Origin of the sequence: Frigoribacterium sp. ACAM 257, assembly GCF_007954365.1 — a bacterium.
GTDB lineage: Bacteria > Actinomycetota > Actinomycetes > Actinomycetales > Microbacteriaceae > Frigoribacterium.
In genome coordinates this window covers 124,641-146,411 of the sequence record NZ_VOLO01000005.1, presented here as the reverse complement: position 1 = coordinate 146,411, position 21,771 = coordinate 124,641, and the positions used below count along the sequence as shown (strand labels likewise).

Below are 21,771 nucleotides of genomic sequence, written 5' to 3'. Positions count from 1 at the left end.
GGCGGTCGCAGCTACCCCAGCGCCACCCACCCGATGAGCAGCATCGTCGTGACGAAGCCCGAGACGAAGTTGAGCCAGAGGAACCTCTTCCAGCCCTTGTTCGCGCCCTCGGCCTCGGCGTCGGTGATGTTCCACCACGGGGCGCAGTTCAGGGCGTAGGCGACCGGGATGATCGCCGCGAACGGCCCTGGTGCGTCGGTGAACGTGAGCAGGATGCCCGCGAGCAGGTAGGCGACGACGGCGAGCCGGACGGTGGTGCGGGCGCCGATCACGGTCGCGATCGAGGCGATGCCGCCCTCCCGGTCGGCGATGACGTCCTGCACGGCGCCGAAGGCGTGGCTCGCCGCTCCCCAGAGGAAGAACGCCCCCAGCAGCGCCCAGAGAGCCGGCGTGAAGGTGGCCCCCGCGAGCACGAGGCCGTAGACGGCGGGGCTGACGAAGTGCGTGCTCGACGTGACGGAGTCGACGAACGGGCGCTCCTTGAAGCGCAGGCCCTTGGCCGAGTAGGCGACGACCGCGAACAGGCTGACGGCGAGCACCAGCCAGCTGAGCGGGCTGCCCACCGCGACCAGGAACAGCACGAACGGCACGCACGTGAGCACCGCTGCCCAGAGCGTCGTGCGGTGCATGCTCCGGTCGAGCAGCGCGCCCTCGACGCCGCCCTTGCGCGGGTTCCGCAGGTCGCTCTCGTAGTCGAAGACGTCGTTGATGCCGTACATCGCGAGGTTGTACGGCACGAGGAAGAACAGGATGCCGACGACCGCGACGAGCCAGTTCACCTGGGCGAAGTCGAAGGCGGGCGTCGGCCCGGAGAAGACGACCACCGCGGCCGAGCCGTCGGCCACGGCATCGGCGACCGACTGGGAGACGTACGCGCCGCCGGCGTCGGGTCGCGGCGCGCTGGCCGCGGTGAGGATGTACGCCGCCGCGAACGGGAACGCCGTGTTGATCCAGCTGAGGGGCCTGGACGACCAGAACAGGGCCCTCAGGGTCGCGGTCACCGCGCCTCCTCGGCGCGACGGGACGCCCTCGCGGCCTTCACGGCCTCCGTCTCGCGGCGCGACCCGAGCAGGGTCCAGACGCTCGGCAGCAGCACGAGCGCCGCGACCGCGTAGGCGAAGTCCTCGAGCGGGGCGATGCCGACGAAGGCTCCGCTGATGCGCGACTCGTCGTAGCCGACGAGACCGACGCCGATCATGACGTTGTCGAAGACGGCGGTCATGACCAGCAGCACCGCGGTCGAGAGACCGGCCGCTCGCACGACGGGCGCGAGCGAGCCGCGGGTCGAGGAGGCGCGGGCCGAGGAGGCGCGGGTCGACCGGGTGCGCGTCCAGCGCAGCAGCAGGGCGGCCCCCGCCGTCACGGCCACGAGCGCGAGGAACACCGCGTTGATCGCCCAGTAGGTCACGCGCGGCCGCCGTCCGTCGGGCCGCCGGTCGAGATGCCGGCGGAGGCGGCTCGGCGCTCGACGCGGGCGTCGAGCGCGAGGCGCGAGCCGGCGAGCAGGTTCATCGTGAGCCAGCAGAACAGCACGAGGAAGAAGACCTCCTCGAGGGGCAGCTCGGGCGCCAGCTGGACGCCCGTCATGAACGAGGTCTCACCACGGAAGAAGACGCCCGCGTCGATGCCGACGATGTCCCAGATGAGGAAGAACACGACGCCGACGAGCAGCGTGACGAACGCGCGCCAGCCGTCGCGCCAGAAGAACAGGCCGAAGCGCCGGTCGAGCATCGCCATGCCGAAGATCGAGATCAGCAGGGCGACGAGGTACGCGAAGCCCATCAGGCGTCGCCGCTCGCGCCGGGCACGGCCCCGGATCCCGAGCCCGCGCCGACGGCCGGCTCGGCCACCGGCCCCGTGCTCGTGTCGCCGCGCATGTTCTTGAGCAGGATCTCGGCGCTGATCAGGCACATCGGCAGGCCGATGCCCGGGCGCACCGAGCCGCCGGCGTAGAACAGGCCCTGCACGTGCTCGGAGGTGTTGCCGGCGCGGAACATCGCGCTCTGCGAGAGCGTGTGGGCCGGGCCGAGCATGCTGCCGCTCCACGCGTTGACGTCGTCGACGAAGTCGCGGGGCCCGCGGGTGCGGCGCAGCACGACGCGCGACGCGAGGTCGGGGATCTCGGCCCAGTCGGCGATCTGCTCGATGACCTGGTCGGCCAGCCGCTCGATCAGCGGGTCGCCGTCGCCGCCGACGTCGCCGCGGCCGAGGGCCGGGTCGGCGGGCAGCGGCACGAGCACGAAGAGGTTCGTGTGCCCGGCGGGGGCCGTCGACGGGTCGACCGTGCTCGGCTTGCAGACGTAGAGCGAGGGCGGGTCGGGGATGCGCTTGTCGTCGCCGAAGATCCGGTCGAAGTTCTCGTGCCAGTCGCGGGCGAAGAACAGCGTGTGGTGCTCGAGCTCGGGCACCTCGCCCTCGACGCCCAGGTAGAGCAGGAGGGCGCTCGGCCCCGGGTCGCGGGTGGCCCAGTAGTCGGAGTCGTAGGTGCGCAGCCCCTCGGGCAGCAGCTGCGTCTCGAGGTGCTCGAGGTCGGCGGCGCCGACGACCACGTCGGCCTCGAGCACGTGATGCCCGCCGTCTGCGTCGCCGTGCTCGACGCCGCGCACGACGGCGGACCGCGCGGGCCCCGGCGACGTGAGGACGCGCGTGACGGGCGCCTCGGTGACGATCCGCACGCCCGCCTCCTCGGCCACCGCCGCGATCCGCCGGATCACCGTCGTCAGGCCGCCCTGCGGGTAGAGCACGCCGTCGTCCAGGTCGAGCGTGCTCATCAGGTGGTACATGCTCGGCGTCGCGAACGGCGACGAGCCGAGGAAGACGGCCGGGTAGCCGAGGATCTGGCGCAGGCGCGGCTCCTTGACGGCCCGCGACGCGAAAGCGTCCAGGTCCTGCAGCAGCAAGCGGCCGAGCTTCGGCAGCCGCACGACGACGTCGCCGCGCAGCAACGGGCCGACGGTCTCGAAGCTCGTGTAGAGGAACCGCTGCTTGGCGAGCTCGTAGGTGTCGCGCGCCGACCGCAGGTAGCCGCGCATGCGGTCGCCGCTGCCGGGCTCGATGCCGTCGAACAGCGCGATGTTCTCCTCGAGGCCGCGCGGCACGACGATCGGCTCCTCGCGGGTGCCGTCGGCGCCGGGCTCGAACAGCACGCGGTAGCCGGGGTCGAGCGGCACGAGGTCGAGCTGCTCGTCGGCGGACGTGCCCATCAGCCTGAAGAAGTGGTCGAACACCTCGGGCATCAGGTACCAGCTCGGGCCGAGGTCGAAGCGGAAGCCGTCCTGCTCCCAGCTGCCGGCGCGACCGCCGACCTGGTCGTTCTTCTCCAGCACGGTGACGTCGTGGCCCTCGCGGGCGAGCAGCGCCGCGCTGGCGAGCCCGGAGATGCCGCCGCCGATCACGACGACCCGGCGGCCGTGCCGCTCGACGCTCGTGTCGCCGACGGCGCGCTTCAGCCAGGGGGTCGTCACAGGGAGGCTCCAGGAGGTGGGGGTCGGTGGTCGGGGACGGAGGCGACGCGGCCGGCCGTGGCCTGCAGCGCGATCCGCACCTTGACGGGGTCGGGCACGCGGACGCGCGCCCTGATGAGCGAGGAGGCGGGGGTCGCCTCGAGACGCCGGTTCAGCTCGGCGAACAGGCCGTGGGCGAGCGCCACCGCGCGGCGCGACGAGGCGGGCAGCACGGGGATCACCTCGCCCGAGACGCGCAGGTCGTCGTCGATGTCGGCGACGAGGCGCAGCTTCGTGGCCTCGTCGAAGGTCGTCACGTCGACCCCGGGGAAGTAGCTGCGGCCGAGGTGCTCGAAGTCGGCCGCGAGGTCGCGGAGGAAGTTCACCTTCTGGAAGGCCGCCCCGAGCCGCGTGGCGCCCTCGTCGAGCAGCGCCCGCGTCGACTCCGGGTAGCTGTGGCCGGTGAGGAAGGCACGCAGGCACATCAGCCCGACGACCTCGGCCGACCCGTGCACGTAGCGGTCGAACGACTCCTGGTCGTGCTCGCTCGCGCTGAGGTCGGCACGCATCGACTCGAAGAACGGCCGGGTCAGCTCGGGGCCGAAGCCGGTGGCGCGGGCCGTCCGGGCGAAGGCGTGCACGACGAGGTTGGCGCTGAAGCCCTGCGCCATCGCGCGCTCGGTCTCGGCCTCGAGCTCGTCGAGGCAGCGACGCGACTCGTCGGCCGTCAGGCCCGCCTCCGTGGCCGGCCCGTCGACGACCTCGTCGGCGACCCGCACGAGCGCGTAGACGTTCTCGACGTGCTGGCGCACGGCCGGGCCGAGCAGCCGCGAGGCGAGCCCGAACGAGGTCGAGTACCGGCGGATGACGCCGGACGCGGTGCCGTCGGCGGTCGCGTCGTAGAGCGAGAGGCCGGTCACCGCACGCGCTCCAGCACGACCTGCACCAGCGGCGCCAGGGCGTCGCGCAGGGCCTCGCCGACGTCGGGGCCGTCGAGCACGGCGAGCGCTCGACGCGCGTGGTCCTCGACGAGCTGCTCGGCGAAGCGCCGCGCGCCGCAGGCCTCGAGGCGGCCGCGGACGACCTCGGCCTCGGCCTCGGACAGGTCGGCCTTGCCGATGAAGGGCCGGATGCCGAACCAGTCGTCGGTCGTGGCCGCGTGCGCCACGAGCACGGTGCGCTTGCCCTCGCGGAGGTCGCCGAGCACGGTCTTGCCGGTGTCGGACTGCGTGCCGAAGACGCCGAGCAGGTCGTCGACGACCTGGTACGCGACCCCGACCTCACGGCCGAACTCGCCCAGGGCCCTGACCACCACCTCCGGAGCCTCGGCCAGCACGGCGCCGGCCTGCAGCGGCGCCTCGAACGAGTACACCGCGGTCTTCGCGCGCTCCATGTCGAGGATCTCGTCGACGGTCGGCAGGTCGTCCGAGAGCGAGAGCTCGACGTCGATCATCTCGCCGCCGGCGCTGACGAACACGGCCTCGTCGAGCAGGTCGAGGAGGCGCGCCTGGACCGGCCCGTCGCAGGGCACCTGCAGCAGGAGGCGGCTCGCACCCGTCAGCGCGAGGTCGCCGGCGATGACCGCGGCCGACATGCCGCGGTGCTCGGCCGTGGGCGTGGGGATGCCCGCCGTGGTCGCCTCGTCGCGGTAGCTGCCGGAGACGTTGGGGATGCCGCGGCGCGAGAAGTCGCGGTCGATCACGTCGTCGTGGACGATCAACGCGGTGTGCAGCAGCTCGAAGGCGGCGCCGACGCGGGCCGCTGCCTCGTCGTCGCGGCCGCCGAGGGCCGTGTACGTCGTGAAGACCATGCGAGGGCGGAACCTCTTGCCGCCGCTGGTGTTGCGCTCGAGGACCTTCCAGAGGTCGACGTAGCGGTAGCCGACCGACTCGGCCCGGCGCTTGGCCAGCCGGAAGAAGTCGTCGAGGACGGCGTCGACCCGGGACTGGTCCCGCGCCTCACGATCGACGAGGTCGCCGTCGACGCGGCCCTGCCGGTCGTGCGTCCCCGCACGCTGGTGTTCACCGCTCACCAGGGCAGACTACCTCTCATGACACCCGAGACCTCCGTGCATCCCCAGGCGCTCCGCAGCCCCGTCGCGAGCGGCGGCGACGAGCTCGTGGTACTGCTCGACGAGGCGGGCGAGCCCTGCGGCACGCACCTGAAGGCCACGGTGCACACGGCGACGACGCCGCTGCACCTCGCCTTCAGCTGCCACGTGCTCGACGACCGCGGCCGTGTGCTCGTCACCCGTCGCGCCCTGTCGAAGAAGACCTGGCCCGGCGTCTGGACGAACTCCTTCTGCGGACACCCCGCGCCGGGCGAGACCCCCGAGGAGGCGGTGGCCAGGCGCGCCTCGCAGGAGCTCGGCATCGAGGTCACGGACGTGACCAGCGTGCTGCCGGACTTCCGGTACCTGGCGACCGACGCCTCCGGCGTGGTCGAGAACGAGATCTGCCCGGTCTTCACCGCCCGCGCGGTCGGCGTGCCCGACCCGTCGCCCGACGAGGTGGCCGAGTGGGCCTGGACCGACCCGGCGGCGCTGCGCGACGCGGTCGCGGCGACGCCGTTCGCCTTCAGCCCGTGGCTCGGCTGGCAGCTCGAGGCCTGGCCGACACCGCAGGGCTGACCGCCGAGCCGGACAGCACGACGGCGCCTGCCCCCGAGGGGACAGGCGCCGTCGTGCTCAGGACCTGACGCTGGTCAGCGGGGGCGGAGCTGCGCCGCTGCCGGGCAGTCGAAGGGGTCGCCGCCCGCGGCGAGGCCGACGCGGTTCAGGTAGCGGATGACGATGCCGTACGACTTGACGGCCGTCGTCTCCTGGTAGGGGATCTCGTGCGCGGCGCAGTGCGCCTTGACGAGCGCGGACGCGGCACGCAGGTGCGGCCTCGCCATGCTCGGGAAGAGGTGGTGCTCGATCTGGTAGTTCAGGCCGCCCATGAACGCGGTCGAGAAGCGACCCGTGATGTTGCGCGAGGTGAGCACCTGCTTGCTGAGGAAGTCGACCTTGGCGCCCTCGGGGATGATCGGCATGCCCTTGTGGTTCGGCGCGAACGACGAGCCCATGTAGAGGCCGAAGACGGCCATCTGCACGCCGATGAAGGCGAAGGCCATCCCGACGGGCAGGAAGAAGAACACGACTCCGAAGTAGAGCACCATGCGCGTCGCGATCAGCGAGATCTCGAGCGCCCGGCCCTCGATCTTCTCCTTGGTGAGCAGCACCTTGAACGAGTGCACGTGGAGGTTGACGCCCTCGCCGAGCAGCAGCGGGAAGAAGAAGTACCCCTGACGACGCGTCAGGTGCTTCATGAGGCCGGTCTGCTTCGCCGCGTCCTCCTCGAGGAACGACACCGTGTCGAACGCGATGTCAGGGTCCTTGCCCTTGGTGTTCGGGTTGGCGTGGTGCCGGGTGTGCTTGGACATCCACCACGCGTAGCTCATGCCGACGACGCCGGCGGCGAGGACGCGGCCGACCTTGTCGTTGCGCGTGCCGGAGTCGAACACCTGTCGGTGCGCGGCCTCGTGGGTGAGGAACGCGAACTGCGTGAGGATGACGCCGAGGGCTGCGGCGATGAGCAGCTGGAACCAGCTGGAGCCGAGCAGGACGAAGCCGGTCGCGGCGCCGCCGAGGCAGGCCACGAGGATCACGAAGACCGTGACGTAGAAGCCCGTGCGGCGACGGAGCAGGCCTGCCTCGCGCACGCTGGCGAGCAGGGCCGAGTAGGTGCTGGTCGGCTTGCTGGCGCGACCGGCGACGGTCGGCCGGAAGCCGGACGAGATCGGGCCTGAGGCGCCGACGGGGGGTGCGATGACGGACATGGAGCTCCCGCGGGTGTGTCGACTTCCCAGCCGTGGAGGTGAGCGGTGCGCCCCAGATGCTCTGACGCTACGGGCACGCGCGGGGGCAGCGCCAGCGCAGTCGGCGATGCACAGCGATGCCGGGCGGATGCACAGGTGGACCGGGCGGATGGACAGGTGGACCGGGCGGATGCACAGGTGGACCGGGCGGTCGCTCCGTCGCGCTCTCCCTCGACGGCGAGCGACCCTCGAGGTCCCGAGCGGGAGCTGCCAGGAGGGGGCGGTAAACTCCCCGGGTCCGCCTCGCCCAGGAAGAAGTACCGTGCCGTCTGCCTCCGTGCCCCCCGCGCCGTCCGGCGGCGACACGGCCGACCGGGGCCGCACCTCCTCGGCTTCCCCCTCGACGGGGTCCTCCTCGTACTGGCCCGTGCCCCTGGTGCGCGCCGTGCCGCTCCTCGTGACGGCCGCCGTCGTGACCTTCTCGCGTGACCACTCGCCATTCGTCGGCCTCGTCTCGTTCGGCGTCGCCGCCGTCGTCGGCGGGCTCCTGCTCACCGTCGGCGTGCTGCTGCGCCTCGACGACCGCAGCAGCCGGACCCTGCAGGTGGTCCAGGGCGTGACGACCGTCGTGGCCGGCGTGGTCGCCCTCGCCGCTTCCTCGGCCGGGCTCGCGTTCTTCGTCGCCCTCGTGTCGGGCTGGGCGCTCGTCGCCGGGGCCCTCGAGCTCGTCGCCGGCCTGCGTCGCCGCGGCCGCTCGCCGCTCGCCCGCGACTGGATCAGCGTGGCGGTGCTCACGCTCGCGCTGGCCGCGGTGTTCCTCGTGGTGCCGCTCGACTACGCGCAGCCGCTCGGCGGGGTCGAGCAGATCGAGGGCGAGCTCACCTCGTCCACCGTGCTCGTGGGCGTGCTCGGGGCGTGGGCGGCGGTCGTCGGGGTGTTCCTGGTGATCGCCGGGCTGTCGCTGCGGTGGCAGACGGACACGGGCCGCGCTGAAGGGCCCTCCAGGAGCAGCAGCACCAGCAGCAGCAGCACCAGCACCGAACCGACTTCCGACGAGGGACAGCACGCATGACCACACCCAGCTGGCGCGAGCGCGTCCGTCCTGCCGAGTTCCTGGGCCTCAGCGCCGTGTTCGCCGTGTTCGTCGGCGTCGTCGTGCTGATGACCACCCGCGAGCTCGAGCTCGCGCTGATCTTCCTCTGCATCGCCTTCATCGTCGCGCTCGTCGTCATCGCGATGCTGGCCCTCGCCGCGAAGCCCAACGAGGACGAGCGCCACGAGATCGACGAGTCGGACCGCCCCAAGGGCCACTGACCCGCGCTTCTGCCCCGCCGGGTGGCCCGCCCGCCGCCGCGGACTAGCTCAGGCGGGCGACGAGGTCCGAGGCGAGGCCCGTGTAGGTCGCGGGCGTGAGCGCGACGAGGCGGGCCTTCGCGTCGGCGCCGATGTCGAGCCCCTCGACGAAGGCGACGAGGTCGGCCTGCGAGACGCGCTTGCCCCGGGTGAGCTCCTTGAGCATCGCGTAGGGGTCGGCGATCGACGAGCGACCGGCGACCACCTCGGCGCGGATCACCGTCTGGATCGCCTCGCCGAGCACCTCCCAGTTGCCGTCGAGGTCGGCCTCGAGGGCAGCGGTGCCGACGGCGATCTCGCCGAGCCCGCGACGCAGGTTGTCGAGCGCCAGCACCGAGTGGCCGAGGGCGACGCCGATGTTGCGCTGGGCCGACGAGTCGGTGAGGTCGCGCTGCTGACGCGAGGTGACGAGGGTCGCCGCGAGCGAGTCGAGCAGGGCGCACGACAGTTCGAGGTTGGCCTCGGCGTTCTCGAACTTGATGGGGTTGATCTTGTGCGGCATCGTCGACGAGCCGGTGGCGCCCGCCTGGGGGATCTGCGTGAAGTAGCCCATCGAGATGTACGACCAGATGTCGGTCGCGAGGTTGTGCAGCACGCGGTTGACGTGGGCGATGCGCGAGTAGAGCTCGGCCTGCCAGTCGTGCGACTCGATCTGCGTCGTGAGGGGGTTCCAACTGAGACCGAGCGCGTCCTCGACGAAGGCACGCGAGATCTCGGGCCAGTCGGCCGCCGGGTCGGCGACGACGTGAGCCGAGAAGGTGCCGGTGGCGCCGCTGAACTTGCCGAGGTACTCGGTGCCGGCCACCTGGGCCCGGAGGCGCTGGAGGCGGTGCACGAAGACCGCGAACTCCTTGCCGACGGTCGTGGGGGTCGCAGGCTGGCCGTGCGTGTGCGCGAGCATCGGCACGTCGCGGGCGTCCGTCGCCCAGGTCGACAGGGCGTCGAGGACGGCGTCGAGCGCCGGCAGCCAGACCTCGGCGACGGCGGCCTTGACGGTCACCGCGTACGAGAGGTTGTTGATGTCCTCGCTCGTGCAGGCGAAGTGCGTGAGCTCGGCGATCGGGTCGAGGCCCAGCTCGGACAGACGGGCGCGCACGTAGTACTCGACCGCCTTGACGTCGTGACGGGTCGTGGCCTCGAGCCCGGCGAGCTCGTCGATCGCGGGCTGCCCGAAGTCGGTGACGACCGCTCGCAGCGCCTCCTTCTGGTCGGCGGCGAGCGCCTGCGAGCCGAACGCCCCGCGGTCGGTCTGCGCGATCAGCCACTCGACCTCGACGTGCACGCGGGCCCGGTTGAGGCCCGCCTCGCTGAGGTGGTCGCCGAGCTGCCCCACGGAGGCGCGGTAGCGGCCGTCGAGCGGGCTGAGGGGCTGAGGGGGCAACGTCATGAGGGTCCCTTGCGGAGTGCGGGTTCGATCTGGCGGAAGAGGGCGGTGCAGGCTCGCTCGACCATGGCGAGCACGTCGTCGAACATGGCCGGGTCCGAGTAGTAGGGGTCGGGCACGTCGGAGCCGCCCTGCGCCGCGCCCTGCGGGTCGAACGACATGAGCAGCTGCACCTTCGAGCGGTCCGACTCGTTCTCGGCCCACGACCGGAGCACCCGTTCGTGGCCCCGGTCGAGCGCGACCACGAGGTCGTGTCGAGCGAAGTCGGCGGTCGAGAACTGGGAGGCGCGGTGCCGGGAGCCATCGTAGCCGCGGGCCCGCAGGGCCTCGACGGTGCGCGGGTCGGCGCCCTCGCCGACGTGCCAGTCGCCCGTGCCCGACGACGAGACGTCGAGCGAGTCGGCGTGGCCGGCCCGACGGGCGACCTCGCGCAGGACCACCTCGGCCATCGGCGACCGGCAGATGTTGCCGGTGCAGACGAAGACGACGCTGAGGCGGCTCACCGCCGGCGGTCGCCGGACTCGACGATCGGACGGACGACGATGCCGATCAGCCAGGCGACGATCGCGAGGACGAGCGCGCCGACCACGCCCCACCAGAACCCGTCGACGACGAGGCCGAAGCCGATCTGCCCCGAGATCCAGGCCACGATGCCGAGGAGCAGCCCGTTCACGATCAGCGCGAGCAGCCCGAGGGTCAGCACGTAGAGGGGGAACGCGACGACCCGGATCACCGTGCCGACGATCCCGTTGACGATGCCGAAGATGAGGGCGACGAGCAGGTAGGTGAGCACCGTCTCGGTGGTGCCGCCGTCGCCGTACGCGTCGACCCGCACTCCCCCGACGACGAACGTGGTCGCCCAGAGGGCGAGGGCGTTGATCAGCAGCCGCACGAGGAATCGCATGGGTCCATCATGCCGTCCTAAGGTGGCCGGGTGAACGCTCCCGTCAGGCTCCGTCCCGAGATCGCCGCCCTGCCCGCCTACCGCCAGGGGAAGCAGGCCGCGCCCGACGCGTTCAAGCTGTCGTCGAACGAGAACCCGTTCGAGCCGCTGCCCGCCGTCGTCGACGCGCTCCGCGACGCCGTCGCCGTCAACCGCTACCCCGACGCGACGGGCGCGGGCCTGCGCGCCGCCCTCGCCGACAAGTTCGGCGTCACCACCGACGAGGTGCACGTGGGCGCCGGCAGCGTCTCGCTGCTGCAGCAGCTCGTGCTCGCCGCCGCGGCCCCGGGCGACGAGGTCGTCTACGCCTGGCGCTCGTTCGAGGCCTACCCCGGGCTGGTCACCGTCAGCGGCGCGACCAGCGTGCAGGTGCCGCTCCGCGAGGACGGCAGCCACGACCTCGTCGCGATGGCCGCGGCCGTCGGCGAGCGCACCCGCCTGGTGATCGTCTGCTCGCCCAACAACCCCACGGGCACGGTCGTCACCACGACCGAGTTCGAGACGTTCATGAGCACCGTGCCCGACGACCTGCTCGTCGTGCTGGACGAGGCGTACGCCGAGTTCGTCACCGACGAGAACGCCGTCGACGGGCCGTCGCTCACCGAGCGGCACCCGAACCTCGTCGTGCTGCGCACCTTCTCGAAGGCGCACGGCCTGGCGGCGCTCCGCGTCGGGTACGCGATCGGCGCCTCCTCGGTGCTCGACGCCGCGCGCTCGACGGCGATCCCGCTGGCCGTGACCGCACAGGGCCAGGCCGCCGCCCTGGCGTCGCTGGCACACGAGGAGGAGCTGCTCGCGCGGGTGGACCGGATCGCGGTGCTGCGCGACCAGGTCTGGCGCGCCCTCGTCGACCAGGGCTGGGAGCCGCCGCTCGCGCAGGGCAACTTCGTCTGGCTGCCCACCGGCGAGCACACGGCGCACGCGGCCGAGGTGTTCGAGACCCACGGGCTGGTCGTCCGGGCGTTCGCGCCCGAGGGCCTCCGCATCACGATCGGCGAGCCGGAGTCGGTCGAGCGGGTGCTGCGGGCAGCGCAGGAAGTGCTGGGCAACACATCCGCGTGAGGGCATGCGTGCCCTAGTAGGTTTGTGCGCATGTCCCCGAGCGAAACGAGCCGGCGCCCCGGCACGGTCCAGCTGCTGACGCCCGCGGGCGAGCTGGTCCGCACCGACGACACGGCCGAGTTCCTGCCCTGGGTCGACGCGCTGAGCGACGACCAGCTGCGCGCGATGCACCGCGACATGGTGCTGACACGGCGCTTCGACCGCGAGGCCGCCGCGCTCGCCCGCCAGGGCCAGCTGGCCCTGTGGGTGCCGAGCCACGGCCAGGAGGGCGCCCAGGTCGGCCTGGCGCACGCCACCCGTCCGCAGGACCACCTGTTCCCGTCGTACCGCGAGCACGCCGTCGCCCTCGCGCGCGGTGTCGACCCGGTCGACATCCTCCGCCTGCTGCGCGGCCACACCCACGGCGGCTGGGTCCCCGCCGAGCACCAGAACTTCCACGTCTACACGCTGGTGATCGGCTCGCAGACGCTGCACGCCACCGGCTACGCGATGGGCCTCGGCCTCGACGGCAAGAGCGGCACCGGCGACCCCGAGGTCGACCAGGCCGTCGTCACGTTCTTCGGCGACGGCGCGACCAGCCAGGGCGACGTCAACGAGGCGATGATCTTCGCGACGAGCTTCCAGACGCCCGAGCTGTTCTTCCTGCAGAACAACCAGTGGGCGATCAGCGTGCCCGTGTCGCGCCAGTCGCGCACCCCGCTCGTCGACCGCGCGGCCGGGTTCGGCCTGCCCGCCACCCAGATCGACGGCAACGACGTGCTCGCGAGCTACGCCGTCAGCCGCCGCGACCTCGACGCGGCACGCTCTGGCTCCGGCCCCCGGTTCATCGAGGCGATGACCTACCGCATCGGTGCTCACACCTCGTCCGACGACCCGACGAAGTACCGCACCGACGACGAGCTGCAGGGCTGGATCGCCCGCGACCCGATCGACCGCTTCGAGGCGTTCCTCCGCTCGCGCGGCGAGGGCGACGAGTTCTTCGCCCAGCTCGAGGCCGAGGGCGACGACCTCGGCCACGACGTCCGCACCCGCACGACGTCGCTGCCCGCCCCCGACCCGTCGCTGATGTTCGAGCACGTCTACAGCGAGCCGCACCCCGTCGTGCGCGAGCAGCACGAGTGGCTGACCCACTACGAACAGGGCCTCGGCGGCAGCGACGTCGCCTCGGGCTCCGACCCAGCAGGAGGACGCGCATGAGCGACGTGACGACGACCGACGCGACGACCACCGACGCGACCGCCGCCGGTGCGGGCGAGCCGACCCGCGCCTCCCTCGAGACCATGCCGCTCGGCAAGGCGATCAACGCCGGCCTCCGCCGCGCGATGGCCGACGACCCGCGCGTGCTGCTGATGGGCGAGGACATCGGCACGCTCGGCGGCGTGTTCCGCGTCACCGAGGGGCTGCAGGCCGAGTTCGGCGAGAACCGCGTCATCGACACGCCGCTGGCCGAGTCGGGCATCATCGGCACCGCGATCGGCCTCGCGATGGGCGGCTTCCGCCCTGTGGTCGAGATCCAGTTCGACGGCTTCATCTACCCCGGCTTCGACCAGATCGTGTCCCAGCTCGCCAAGATGACCAACCGCCACGAGGGCTCGGTCACGATGCCCGTCGTCATCCGGGTGCCCTACGGCGGGCACATCGGCGCCGTCGAGCACCACCAGGAGAGCCCCGAGGCGTACTTCGCGCACACCGCCGGCCTGCGGGTCGTCAGCCCGAGCACGCCGCACGACGCCTACTGGATGATCCAGGAGGCGATCGCGTCGAACGACCCGGTCATGTTCTTCGAGCCCAAGAGCCGCTACTGGCCCAAGGGCGAGGTCGACCTCGCCGAGCCGCACGCGCCGCTGCACGCCAGCCGCGTCGTCCGCACCGGCACCGAGGTCACCCTGCTCGGCCACGGCGCCATGGTCAGCGTGCTGCTGCAGGCCGCCGAGATCGCCGCCGCCGAGGGCATCTCGGCCGAGGTCGTCGACCTGCGGTCCCTGTCGCCGATCGACTACGCGCCGATCCTCGAGTCGGTCCGCAAGACCGGCCGCCTCGTCGTCGCTCAGGAGGCGCCCGGCTTCGTCAGCGTCGGCTCCGAGATCGCCGCGACCGTCGCCGAGAAGGCGTTCTACTCGCTCGAGGCGCCGGTGCTGCGCGTGAGCGGCTTCGACACGCCGTTCCCGCCCGCCAAGCTCGAGACCCTCTACCTGCCCGACGCGGACCGCGTGCTCGAGGCCGTCGACCGCGCTCTCGCGTACTGAGAGGAACACCTCCGTGACCAACGAGTTCTCCCTGCCCGACGTCGGCGAGGGCCTGACCGAGGCCGAGATCGTCGAGTGGAAGGTCGCCCCCGGCGACACCGTCCAGATCAACCAGGTGCTGGTCGAGATCGAGACCGCCAAGTCGCTCGTCGAGCTGCCCTCGCCCTACGCGGGCGTCGTCGAGAGCGTGCTCGTCGCCAGCGGCGAGACCGTCGACGTCGGCACGCCGATCATCACCATCGCCGACGGCACCGGGCCGGCCACGCCGTCCGACCGGGCCGCCGAGGCCGCGTCCGGCGAGTCGGGCGCGCTGGCCCGCACCGCCCAGATCATCGCGCAGGAGGAGGCGGCGCTCTCCGAGCAGCGCGCTCGCCAGTCCGCGCCCGCCCCTGCTGCCCCGCCCGCGCCTCCTGCGCCCTCGGCCGACGAGGTGGCCGCGTCCGGCAGCACGGGCACCGTGCCGTCGGCTGCGGCGTCGAGCCCATCCGCTGCGGCGTCGGCCCCGTCCGCGGACGCCGACTCCGGCTCGGGGGCCGTGCTCGTGGGCTACGGCGCTGCAGGCGGCCACGGGCAGACCCGTCGCCGCAAGCCGTCGCAGGGCGAGGTCGACGCGCGCCAGCTGCGCGTGGCCGAGCAGGCCCGCCGCCGGCCGACGACCTCGGTGCCCGCCGCGCTCGCGCTGCCGATCATCGCCAAGCCCCCGATCCGCAAGCTCGCGAAGGACCTGGAGGTCGACCTCGCGACCGTGCAGCCGACCGGCCTCGCCGGCGAGGTCACGCGGGACGACGTCATCCGCCACGCGCAGCAGGCGAGCGTGTTCCGCAACATCGAGACCCCCGAGTGGAGCGAGGAGCGCGTCGAGCGCATCCCCGTCAAGGGCGTCCGCAAGGCCATCGCCGCCGCGATGACCTCGTCGGCGTTCACCGCGCCGCACGTCAGCCTCTTCGTCGACGTCGACGCGACACGCACGATGGAGTTCGTCAAGCGCCTCAAGGCCTCTCCGCAGTTCGCCGGCGTCAAGGTGTCGCCCTTGCTGATCATGGCGAAGGCGATCATCTGGGCCGTGCGCCGCAACCCCATGGTGAACTCGGCCTGGACCGATCGCGAGATCCTCGTGCACCACTTCGTGAACCTCGGCATCGCCGCCGCGACGCCCCGCGGCCTCATCGTGCCGAACGTCAAGGAGGCGCAGTCGATGAGCCTGCTCGAGCTCGCCCAGTCACTCGAGCAGCTCACGCTGACGGCCCGCGACGGCAAGACGAGCCCGGCCGACATGCGCGACGGCACCATCACGATCACCAACATCGGCGTGTTCGGCATGGACACGGGCACGCCGATCCTCAACCCGGGCGAGGTCGCCATCGTCGCCCTCGGCACGATCAAGGCGAAGCCGTGGGTCGTCGACGGCGAGGTGCGGTCGCGCATGGTGACGACGATCGGTGCGAGCTTCGACCACCGCGTCGTCGACGGCGACGTGGCGAGCCGGTTCGTGGCCGACGTGGCGAGCGTGCTCGAGGAGCCGGCGCTCCTGCTCGATTGAGGGGGCGCCTCCTCGGCAGGCGTCCGGAGGTCGTCAGACGGCCCCGTGGTGATGCACCCAGATGGCCGCCTGGACGCGGTCGCGCACCCCGAGCTTCGCGAGGACGTGCGAGAGATGCGTCTTGACGGTCGACTCGGCGAGGTACAGCTCGTGGGCTATCTCGGCGTTGGAGAGTCCGTGCCCGACCCTCCGGAGGATCTCGCGCTCGCGAGTCGTGAGCGACGCCGCCGCGTCGCCCGTCGGCACCAGCTCGGCGAAGCGGTGGCGGTGCAGGGCGATCAGCGCGCTCGTGACGCGGGGCGACGTCACCGCCTCCCCGGCGGCCACCGTCCTGATCGCCGACACCAGCTCCTCCGCGGTGCAGTCCTTCGCGAGGAAGCCGCTCGCCCCGGCGTGCAGCACCCCGAAGGCGTACTCGTCGAGGTCGAAGGTGGTGAGCGCGAGCACCCGCACCTCGGGGAGGGTCTCGACGATGCGCCGCGTGGCCTCCACCCCGTCGACGTCGGGCATGCGGATGTCCATGAGCACCACGTCCGGGCGGAGGGCGGTCGCGGCCTCGACGGCCGTGCGTCCCGTGGCTGCCTCGCCCACGACGCGGAGCCCCGGAGCGCGCCCCACGACCACCGTCGTGCCCAGACGGACCATGGGCTGGTCGTCGGCGATCAGGACGGTGGTGTCGTTCACGGGAGCTCTCTCTCGGGAAGTGTCATGACCAGTCGCCAGCCGAGCCCGCCGAGGTCGGCCCGCGGCCCGGCCTCGACGCGACCGCCGACGGCGCGGGCGCCCTCGTCGAGGCCGATCAGCCCGCTGAGCGTGCCCTGGAGGGGCACGGCGGCACCGGCCCCGTCGTCCTCGACCTCGACGACGACCCGGGCGGACGAGCCCGCCGCCTGTGCCGCCGCGTCTCCCCCACGGACCCGGACGGCGACGCGGGTCGCGCCGTCCGCGTAGCGGAAGGCGTTCGTGAGGCCCTCCTGCACCGCCCGCGCGACCAGTCGTCGTGCGGCCGTCGAGCACCGGGCGATCAGGGGCTCGTCGACCTCGAGCTCGACGGGCAGGCCGGCGAGCCGTGCCCGTCGGCCCAGGGCCTCGAGCGAGTCCGACAACGTCGGCTCGAAGCCGGAGCCGTCAGGCGGCGATCCGTCCACGTGGAGGAGCCGCCTCATGTCGGCGACGGCTCCCCGTCCCGTGGCCGACACCTCGCTGAGCAGCGCGTCCCGACGCCGGTCGTCGTCGTCCTGGTCGCCGAGCACCCGAGCAGCCTCGGAGAGCCGCACCATCACGGCCACGCCGTGCGACAGGACGTCGTGCATCTCCCTCGCCACCATCTGCCGCTCGTGCGCCACCGTGAGAGCGACCGCCTGCTCGGCCGCCCTCAGGCGCAGGAGCGCCGCCTGCTCGGCCTGCGCCGCCGCGCTGCGGTGCCGCGCGGAGACGTGCCCCGTCGCTGCGCTCGCGGCGATGGTCGACAGCGCGACCACGAGGCCGTCCAGCGACCGGTCGGCGAGCGGGACCGAGGCGACGAAGACCAGCATCGCGAGGCCCACCGCGACAGGTCGGCGCGGGCCGTGTCGGTACTGCATGACGGCGAAGGCCGCGCACGCCGTCGGCAGCGGGTCGCTGGCGGCGTCCGTCCCCCGCAGGAGGAGATCGAGCACCGCACAGGCCACGACCGTCGTCCCCGGCCGGGACCGGCGGCCGACGACGACCACCCAGACGCCGAGGAGGACGAGGAGATACGTCGAGGGACGGTCGTACGGCCAGACGCGTTCACCGCTGTCGGGGTGGACGTAGGTCGTGTAGAGGGAGTTCCACAGGACGAGTCCCACCCCGAGCGCCAGGTCGCGCGCGCCGGGGCCGAGGGTGCCGTGCGGCCGCGGTCGCGGTCGCTCGGCGGCGGGCGGTGCGGCGGGCGGCTCCGCCCGGCGCACACCTGCAGGCTGTGCGCGAGAAGACATGTGGAATGTCTAGCACTACATTGCGGGTGTGCGCGTTCCGGGCTGATCCTGGCGAGCCCTCTCGATCGGCCCGCGTCACTGTTTTGACAATCATTATCAGTAGCAATAGCGTGGCGACATGACCACATCGCGTGCCCTGTCGCTCCTCGCCCTGCCCGCCGCCGCCGTGCTGGTGCTGAGCGGCTGCGCCTCGGGCGACGGGGGCGGCGGTCCCGGTGCGGCCGGGTCGTCGTCCGACGACGGAGGCGCGATCGCCGTGGTCGCGTCGACGAACGTCTACGGCGACATCGCGAAGACGGTCGGCGGCGACGCGGTCGACGTCACCAGCGTCATCAGCGATCCCTCACAGGACCCGCACTCGTTCGAGGCCGACGCCCGCACGCAGCTCGCCGTCTCGCGGGCCGACGTCGTGGTCCAGAACGGCGGCGGCTACGACGAGTTCATGCACACGCTGCTCGACGCGAGCGGGTCGGAGGCTGCCGTGATCGACGCCGTCGAGGTGAGCGGGCTCGAGGCCGACGAGGTGCACGCCGACGAGACGGGCGAGGCGCACGCCGACGAGCCGGCCGACGCCGACGAGCACGACCACGAGCACGGCGAGTTCAACGAGCACGTCTTCTACAGCCTCCCCTCGATGGCCGCGGTCGCCACCGCGATCGCCGACGAGCTCGGCTCGGTCGACCCTGACCAGGCCGACACGTTCACCGCGAACGCCGCCTCGTTCGGCGAGCAGATCGCCGACCTGGAGGCGCAGGCAGCAGAGATCGAGACCGCCCACGACGGCGAGTCGGTCGCCTACACCGAGCCCGTGCCCGGGTACCTCTTCGACGCGATGGGCCTCGTGAACGTGACCCCCGCCGACTTCTCCGAGGCGATCGAGGAAGGCGACGACGTGTCGCCTGCCGCCCTGAACGACACCCTGAAGCTGTTCTCGGACGGCAGCGTCGACCTCCTCGCCTACAACGAGCAGACCTCCAGCCCCGAGACCGAGCAGGTCGAGCAGGCGGCGACCGAGGCCGGCGTCGCGATCGTCCCGGTGACGGAGCTGCTCCCGACAGGGGATGATTACGTCTCGTGGCAGCAGAGCAACATCGACGCGATCAAGGCGGCGCTCGACAAGTGACCCCCGGCACGGCCGACGCCTCCGTCGCCGCCGCCCACCGCGCCTCCTCGGCCGGGGGCGGCGGAGACGCCGTGCTGCGCCTTCGCGGCGCGGGCGTCTCGTTCGGCGACCGCACGCTGTGGTCGGGCCTCGACCTCGACGTCGCCCCGGGCGAGTTCATCGCCGTGCTCGGGCCGAACGGCGCGGGCAAGACCACGCTGCTGCGCGCCGTGCTCGGCCAGCAGCAGCTCACCGAGGGCACCCTCGAGTTCCTCGGCCGGCCCGTGGGCCGCGGCCACCGCCGCATCGGGTACGTGCCGCAGCAACGCCTGATGGAGGCCGGGACCCCGCTCCGCACCCGCGACATGATCGCCCTCGGCGTCACCGGGCACCGGTGGGGCCTGCGTCGTGAGTCGGCCGCCGAGCGCGCGACGATCGACTCCCTCGTCGACGAGGTGGGCGCCTCCTCGTTCGCCTCCGCGCCCGTCGCGAGCCTGTCGGGCGGCGAGCAGCAGCGCGCCCGCGTCGGCCAGGCCCTCGCGGCCGAGCCGGCCCTGCTGCTGTGCGACGAGCCGCTCATCTCGCTCGACCTGCGGCACCAGCGCGGCGTCACCGAGCTGATCGACCGGCAGCGACGCGCCCGCGGAGCGGCCGTGGTGTTCGTGACCCACGACGTGAACCCGATCCTCGACGTCGTCGACCGGGTGCTCTACCTCGCCGGCGGCAGGTTCCGCATCGGCACCCCCGACGAGGTGCTGCAGGCCCCCGTGCTCAGTGAGCTCTACGGCACGCCCGTCGACGTGGTGCGCACCATGGGGCGCATCGTGATCGTCGGCGGCCAGGGCCACGACGACCACCACCCCGACGAGCACGACGACGACGAAGGACTCGTGCGGTGACCGACCTCTGGACCCAGCTGTTCTCGTTCCAGGACTTCGGCGAGCTCGTCGTGCTGGTGCGCAACTCGATCGTCGCGGGCGCCGTGCTCGGCCTCGTCGGCGGACTGATCGGGCCGTTCGTGATCACCCGCAACCTGCCGTTCGCCGTGCACGGCATCAGCGAGCTCTCGTTCGCCGGCGCCTCGGCGGCCCTGCTGATCGGCGCGAACGTCGTGGGCGGCTCGGTCGTCGGCAGCGTCGTCGCGGCGCTGCTGATCGGCCTGCTCGGATCGCGGGCGCGCGAGCGGAACTCGATCATCGCGGTGCTGATGCCGGCCGGGCTCGGCCTGGGCATCCTGTTCCTCGCGCTGTACCGCGGACGGTCGGCGAACAAGTTCGGCCTGCTCACCGGCCAGATCGTCTCGGTCGACAACCCGCAGCTGGGCTGGCTCGTCGCCATCTCGGCCGTCGTGATCGTGGTGCTGCTCGTGATCTGGCGACCGCTGACCTTCGCCAGCGTCGACCCCGACGTCGCGGCGGCGGCCGGCATCCCGGTGCGGGCGCTCGGCCTCGTCTTCATGCTCGTGCTCGGCCTCGCGGTGGCGGTCTCGGTGCAGATCGTGGGCGCCCTGCTCGTGCTCGCGCTGCTGGTCACCCCGGCGGCGGCAGCTCTGCGACTCACCGTCGACCCGCGGCTCGTGCCGGTGCTCAGCGTCGTGTTCGCGGTGGTGTCGGTGGTGGGCGGCATCCTGCTCGCACTGGGCGGCGGGCTGCCGATCAGCCCCTACGTCACCACCATCTCGTTCTTGATCTGGCTCGTCTGCCGCGTCGTCGGCGGGCGACGCGACCGCCGAGGAGGCGCCCCCAGGCGACCACAGGACGCCCCGGTACCCTCGACGACGACGAAGGAGGCCTGACGTGGCGGGACCTGCACGAGCACGAGCGATGCACGGAGGTGCGCAGTGGTAGCGAAGCGGAACACCTGGCAGCGCGAGGCCGTGCGCGAGGCGCTCGGCCGCTCGGAGGGCTTCGTCAGCGCCCAGTCGCTGCACGGCCAGCTGCGCGACACGGGCTCGCCCATCGGGCTCGCCACCGTCTACCGCGCGCTCTCGGACCTCGCCACCGACGGTGCCGCCGACTCGCTGCAGCAGGAGGGCGAGAGCCTCTACCGCGCCTGCACGCCGGGCACCCACCACCACCACCTGATCTGCCGCACCTGCGGCACCACGGTCGAGATCGAGGCCGACGCCGTCGAGACCTGGGCCCGACAGGTCGCCGCGCAGCACGGCTTCACCGAGGCACAGCACATCGTCGACGTGTTCGGGACCTGCGCGGCGTGCACGGCGGAGAAGGCCGCGGGACGCGACCCTGCCGTGACGCGCGGCGGGGCGGCCGACTGAGCCGCGCCTCCTGCGATCTCGGCCTCGCGCCTCCTGCGGTCTCGGCCTGAATTACCAGCGGGGTCGCAGTTGACCCGGGTCGGGCGTGTCGCGTAAGCTCGTTCTTTGGTTGGGCGCTCTCTGCGCCCATGTGCACCGACCCCCGAGCACCACGGCCCGTCATGCGGACCGAGCGGGGCGACGCGCGCCGACAAGTGACCTTGGGTAGGGGTCGCCGTCCACGGGCGGCGAGTTCCTACGGTACCTACGGAGGAAATCATGGCAGCAACCTGCCAGGTGACCGGAGCCATTCCTGGTTTCGGCCACAACATCTCGCACTCGCACCGACGCACCAAGCGTCGTTTCGACCCGAACATTCAGAAGAAGACGTACTACGTGCCGTCGCTGCGCCGGAAGGTGACCCTCCAGCTCAGCGCCAAGGGCATCAAGGTCATCGATGCTCGTGGCATCGAGTCGGTCGTCAAGGACCTGCTCGCTCGTGGGGAGAAGATCTAATGGCTCGTCAGCAGGACGTCCGTCCCATCATCAAGCTCCGCTCGACGGCGGGCACCGGTTTCACGTACGTGACCAAGAAGAACCGTCGCAACAACCCCGACCGCCTGGTTCTCAAGAAGTACGACCCGGTCATCCGCAAGCACGTCGAATTCCGCGAGGAGCGCTAAGC

The 21,771-nt window shown here is 72.2% G+C and carries 25 protein-coding genes; 13 read left to right on the top strand and 12 right to left on the bottom strand.

Going from position 1 to position 21,771, the window contains the following annotated elements; translation table 11 throughout:
• Nucleotides 1-11: 11 nt before the first annotated feature.
• The 6 genes from ES689_RS13770 to ES689_RS13745 are packed head-to-tail and all read right to left on the bottom strand — an operon-like array spanning nt 12 to nt 5,475.
• Nucleotides 12-1,001 (bottom strand): prenyltransferase, encoded by a 990-nt coding sequence (locus ES689_RS13770; RefSeq protein ID WP_223269619.1) that lies wholly within the window; start codon nt 999-1,001, stop codon nt 12-14.
• Nucleotides 998-1,408 carry a lycopene cyclase domain-containing protein gene (locus ES689_RS13765; RefSeq protein WP_146905791.1) on the bottom strand — a complete coding sequence of 137 codons (411 nt, stop codon included), beginning with the start codon at nt 1,406-1,408 and terminating at the stop codon, nt 998-1,000. The genes ES689_RS13770 and ES689_RS13765 overlap by 4 nt, the downstream gene beginning before the upstream one ends.
• Nucleotides 1,405-1,782: a lycopene cyclase domain-containing protein gene (locus ES689_RS13760; protein ID WP_146905788.1), complete on the bottom strand. Its 378-nt coding sequence runs from the start codon at nt 1,780-1,782 to the stop codon at nt 1,405-1,407. Before ES689_RS13760 ends, ES689_RS13765 begins: the two co-directional genes overlap by 4 nt.
• Nucleotides 1,782-3,464, bottom strand: a complete 1,683-nt coding sequence (gene crtI, locus ES689_RS13755; RefSeq protein WP_223269618.1) for a phytoene desaturase family protein — start codon at nt 3,462-3,464, stop codon at nt 1,782-1,784. The genes ES689_RS13760 and crtI overlap by 1 nt, the downstream gene beginning before the upstream one ends.
• Nucleotides 3,461-4,363, bottom strand: coding sequence for a phytoene/squalene synthase family protein (locus ES689_RS13750; RefSeq protein ID WP_146905785.1), 903 nt, complete (start codon nt 4,361-4,363; stop codon nt 3,461-3,463). The genes crtI and ES689_RS13750 overlap by 4 nt, the downstream gene beginning before the upstream one ends.
• Entirely contained in the window at nt 4,360-5,475 is a 1,116-nt protein-coding gene (locus ES689_RS13745) for a polyprenyl synthetase family protein (protein WP_146905782.1), read from the bottom strand. The genes ES689_RS13750 and ES689_RS13745 overlap by 4 nt, the downstream gene beginning before the upstream one ends.
• Before the next feature lie 18 nt (nt 5,476-5,493).
• On the opposite strand from ES689_RS13745, the gene idi reads away from it, so the two are divergent.
• Entirely contained in the window at nt 5,494-6,072 is a 579-nt protein-coding gene (gene idi, locus ES689_RS13740) for an isopentenyl-diphosphate Delta-isomerase (RefSeq protein WP_146905779.1), read from the top strand.
• Nucleotides 6,073-6,146: 74 nt separating this feature from the next.
• Here idi and ES689_RS13735 read toward each other — a convergent pair whose 3' ends face one another.
• A complete protein-coding gene (locus ES689_RS13735; RefSeq protein ID WP_146905776.1) occupies nt 6,147-7,262 on the bottom strand; it encodes an acyl-CoA desaturase in 1,116 nt (371 codons plus the stop codon).
• A gap of 301 nt (nt 7,263-7,563) precedes the next feature.
• On the opposite strand from ES689_RS13735, the gene ES689_RS13730 reads away from it, so the two are divergent.
• Entirely contained in the window at nt 7,564-8,313 is a 750-nt protein-coding gene (locus ES689_RS13730) for a DUF308 domain-containing protein (protein WP_223269617.1), read from the top strand.
• On the top strand, nt 8,310-8,555 hold the full coding sequence (locus tag ES689_RS13725; RefSeq protein ID WP_146905770.1) for a hypothetical protein: 246 nt from the start codon (nt 8,310-8,312) through the stop codon (nt 8,553-8,555). The genes ES689_RS13730 and ES689_RS13725 overlap by 4 nt, the downstream gene beginning before the upstream one ends.
• Before the next feature lie 43 nt (nt 8,556-8,598).
• On the opposite strand, the gene purB is transcribed toward ES689_RS13725, so the two are convergent.
• Genes purB through ES689_RS13710 form a run of 3 tightly spaced genes read right to left on the bottom strand, consistent with a single transcriptional unit; the run spans nt 8,599 to nt 10,882 of the window.
• Nucleotides 8,599-9,981: an adenylosuccinate lyase gene (gene purB, locus ES689_RS13720; RefSeq protein WP_146905767.1), complete on the bottom strand. Its 1,383-nt coding sequence runs from the start codon at nt 9,979-9,981 to the stop codon at nt 8,599-8,601.
• Nucleotides 9,978-10,427 (bottom strand): low molecular weight protein-tyrosine-phosphatase, encoded by a 450-nt coding sequence (locus ES689_RS13715; protein ID WP_146905901.1) that lies wholly within the window; start codon nt 10,425-10,427, stop codon nt 9,978-9,980. Before ES689_RS13715 ends, purB begins: the two co-directional genes overlap by 4 nt.
• A gap of 50 nt (nt 10,428-10,477) precedes the next feature.
• Nucleotides 10,478-10,882, bottom strand: a complete 405-nt coding sequence (locus ES689_RS13710; RefSeq protein ID WP_146905765.1) for a phage holin family protein — start codon at nt 10,880-10,882, stop codon at nt 10,478-10,480.
• Between the two features lie 30 nt (nt 10,883-10,912).
• Between ES689_RS13710 and ES689_RS13705 the strand changes: the two genes are divergently transcribed.
• The 4 genes from ES689_RS13705 (at nt 10,913) to ES689_RS13690 (ending at nt 15,769) form a co-directional block, all read left to right on the top strand.
• The gene (locus ES689_RS13705; protein WP_146905762.1) at nt 10,913-11,983 is read left to right on the top strand and encodes a histidinol-phosphate transaminase; all 1,071 of its coding nucleotides are present in this window, start codon (nt 10,913-10,915) and stop codon (nt 11,981-11,983) included.
• 30 nt (nt 11,984-12,013) lie between these two features.
• A complete protein-coding gene (locus ES689_RS13700) occupies nt 12,014-13,180 on the top strand; it encodes a thiamine pyrophosphate-dependent dehydrogenase E1 component subunit alpha (RefSeq protein WP_146905759.1) in 1,167 nt (388 codons plus the stop codon).
• 83 nt (nt 13,181-13,263) lie between these two features.
• Entirely contained in the window at nt 13,264-14,229 is a 966-nt protein-coding gene (locus ES689_RS13695) for an alpha-ketoacid dehydrogenase subunit beta (RefSeq protein WP_223269623.1), read from the top strand.
• Between the two features lie 13 nt (nt 14,230-14,242).
• Complete coding sequence (locus tag ES689_RS13690) at nt 14,243-15,769, top strand: dihydrolipoamide acetyltransferase family protein (RefSeq protein ID WP_146905753.1); 1,527 nt, start codon at nt 14,243-14,245, stop codon at nt 15,767-15,769.
• 33 nt (nt 15,770-15,802) lie between these two features.
• Here the strand turns inward: ES689_RS13690 and ES689_RS13685 are convergent, their stop codons facing one another.
• Complete coding sequence (locus ES689_RS13685; protein ID WP_146905750.1) at nt 15,803-16,453, bottom strand: response regulator transcription factor; 651 nt, start codon at nt 16,451-16,453, stop codon at nt 15,803-15,805.
• Nucleotides 16,450-17,727 (bottom strand): sensor histidine kinase, encoded by a 1,278-nt coding sequence (locus tag ES689_RS13680; RefSeq protein ID WP_146905747.1) that lies wholly within the window; start codon nt 17,725-17,727, stop codon nt 16,450-16,452. Before ES689_RS13680 ends, ES689_RS13685 begins: the two co-directional genes overlap by 4 nt.
• 118 nt (nt 17,728-17,845) lie before the next feature.
• Here ES689_RS13680 and ES689_RS13675 point away from each other — a divergent pair, with 118 nt between their 5' ends.
• The 6 genes from ES689_RS13675 to rpmG all read left to right on the top strand — a co-directional run bounded on the left by ES689_RS13675 (nt 17,846) and on the right by rpmG (nt 21,769).
• Nucleotides 17,846-18,850, top strand: a complete 1,005-nt coding sequence (locus tag ES689_RS13675; RefSeq protein ID WP_146905745.1) for a metal ABC transporter solute-binding protein, Zn/Mn family — start codon at nt 17,846-17,848, stop codon at nt 18,848-18,850.
• Between the two features lie 71 nt (nt 18,851-18,921).
• Nucleotides 18,922-19,728, top strand: coding sequence for a metal ABC transporter ATP-binding protein (locus tag ES689_RS13670; protein WP_146905898.1), 807 nt, complete (start codon nt 18,922-18,924; stop codon nt 19,726-19,728).
• On the top strand, nt 19,725-20,624 hold the full coding sequence (locus tag ES689_RS13665) for a metal ABC transporter permease (protein ID WP_146905742.1): 900 nt from the start codon (nt 19,725-19,727) through the stop codon (nt 20,622-20,624). Before ES689_RS13670 ends, ES689_RS13665 begins: the two co-directional genes overlap by 4 nt.
• 45 nt (nt 20,625-20,669) lie before the next feature.
• Nucleotides 20,670-21,107 carry a Fur family transcriptional regulator gene (locus ES689_RS13660; RefSeq protein WP_146905739.1) on the top strand — a complete coding sequence of 146 codons (438 nt, stop codon included), beginning with the start codon at nt 20,670-20,672 and terminating at the stop codon, nt 21,105-21,107.
• 258 nt (nt 21,108-21,365) lie between these two features.
• Nucleotides 21,366-21,602 carry a 50S ribosomal protein L28 gene (gene rpmB / locus ES689_RS13655; RefSeq protein ID WP_123548488.1) on the top strand — a complete coding sequence of 79 codons (237 nt, stop codon included), beginning with the start codon at nt 21,366-21,368 and terminating at the stop codon, nt 21,600-21,602.
• Nucleotides 21,602-21,769, top strand: coding sequence for a 50S ribosomal protein L33 (rpmG, locus tag ES689_RS13650; RefSeq protein ID WP_043595944.1), 168 nt, complete (start codon nt 21,602-21,604; stop codon nt 21,767-21,769). The genes rpmB and rpmG overlap by 1 nt, the downstream gene beginning before the upstream one ends.
• Nucleotides 21,770-21,771 lie beyond the last annotated feature (2 nt).

Excerpts from the sequence above, each read along its gene's own strand:
- ES689_RS13675 (WP_146905745.1), top strand. The coding sequence starts at position 17,846 with ATGACCACATCGCGTGCCCTGTCGCTCCTCGCCCTGCCCGCCGCCGCC.
- ES689_RS13680 (WP_146905747.1), bottom strand. The coding sequence starts at position 17,727 with ATGTCTTCTCGCGCACAGCCTGCAGGTGTGCGCCGGGCGGAGCCGCCC.
- ES689_RS13710 (WP_146905765.1), bottom strand. The coding sequence starts at position 10,882 with ATGCGATTCCTCGTGCGGCTGCTGATCAACGCCCTCGCCCTCTGGGCG.
- ES689_RS13760 (WP_146905788.1), bottom strand. The coding sequence starts at position 1,782 with ATGGGCTTCGCGTACCTCGTCGCCCTGCTGATCTCGATCTTCGGCATG.
- ES689_RS13725 (WP_146905770.1), top strand. The coding sequence starts at position 8,310 with ATGACCACACCCAGCTGGCGCGAGCGCGTCCGTCCTGCCGAGTTCCTG.
- ES689_RS13695 (WP_223269623.1), top strand. The coding sequence starts at position 13,264 with ATGCCGCTCGGCAAGGCGATCAACGCCGGCCTCCGCCGCGCGATGGCC.
- ES689_RS13735 (WP_146905776.1), bottom strand. The coding sequence starts at position 7,262 with ATGTCCGTCATCGCACCCCCCGTCGGCGCCTCAGGCCCGATCTCGTCC.
- ES689_RS13700 (WP_146905759.1), top strand. The coding sequence starts at position 12,014 with ATGTCCCCGAGCGAAACGAGCCGGCGCCCCGGCACGGTCCAGCTGCTG.
- rpmB (WP_123548488.1), top strand. The coding sequence starts at position 21,366 with ATGGCAGCAACCTGCCAGGTGACCGGAGCCATTCCTGGTTTCGGCCAC.
- idi (WP_146905779.1), top strand. The coding sequence starts at position 5,494 with ATGACACCCGAGACCTCCGTGCATCCCCAGGCGCTCCGCAGCCCCGTC.
- ES689_RS13715 (WP_146905901.1), bottom strand. The coding sequence starts at position 10,427 with ATGGCCGAGGTGGTCCTGCGCGAGGTCGCCCGTCGGGCCGGCCACGCC.
- rpmG (WP_043595944.1), top strand. The coding sequence starts at position 21,602 with ATGGCTCGTCAGCAGGACGTCCGTCCCATCATCAAGCTCCGCTCGACG.
- purB (WP_146905767.1), bottom strand. The coding sequence starts at position 9,981 with ATGACGTTGCCCCCTCAGCCCCTCAGCCCGCTCGACGGCCGCTACCGC.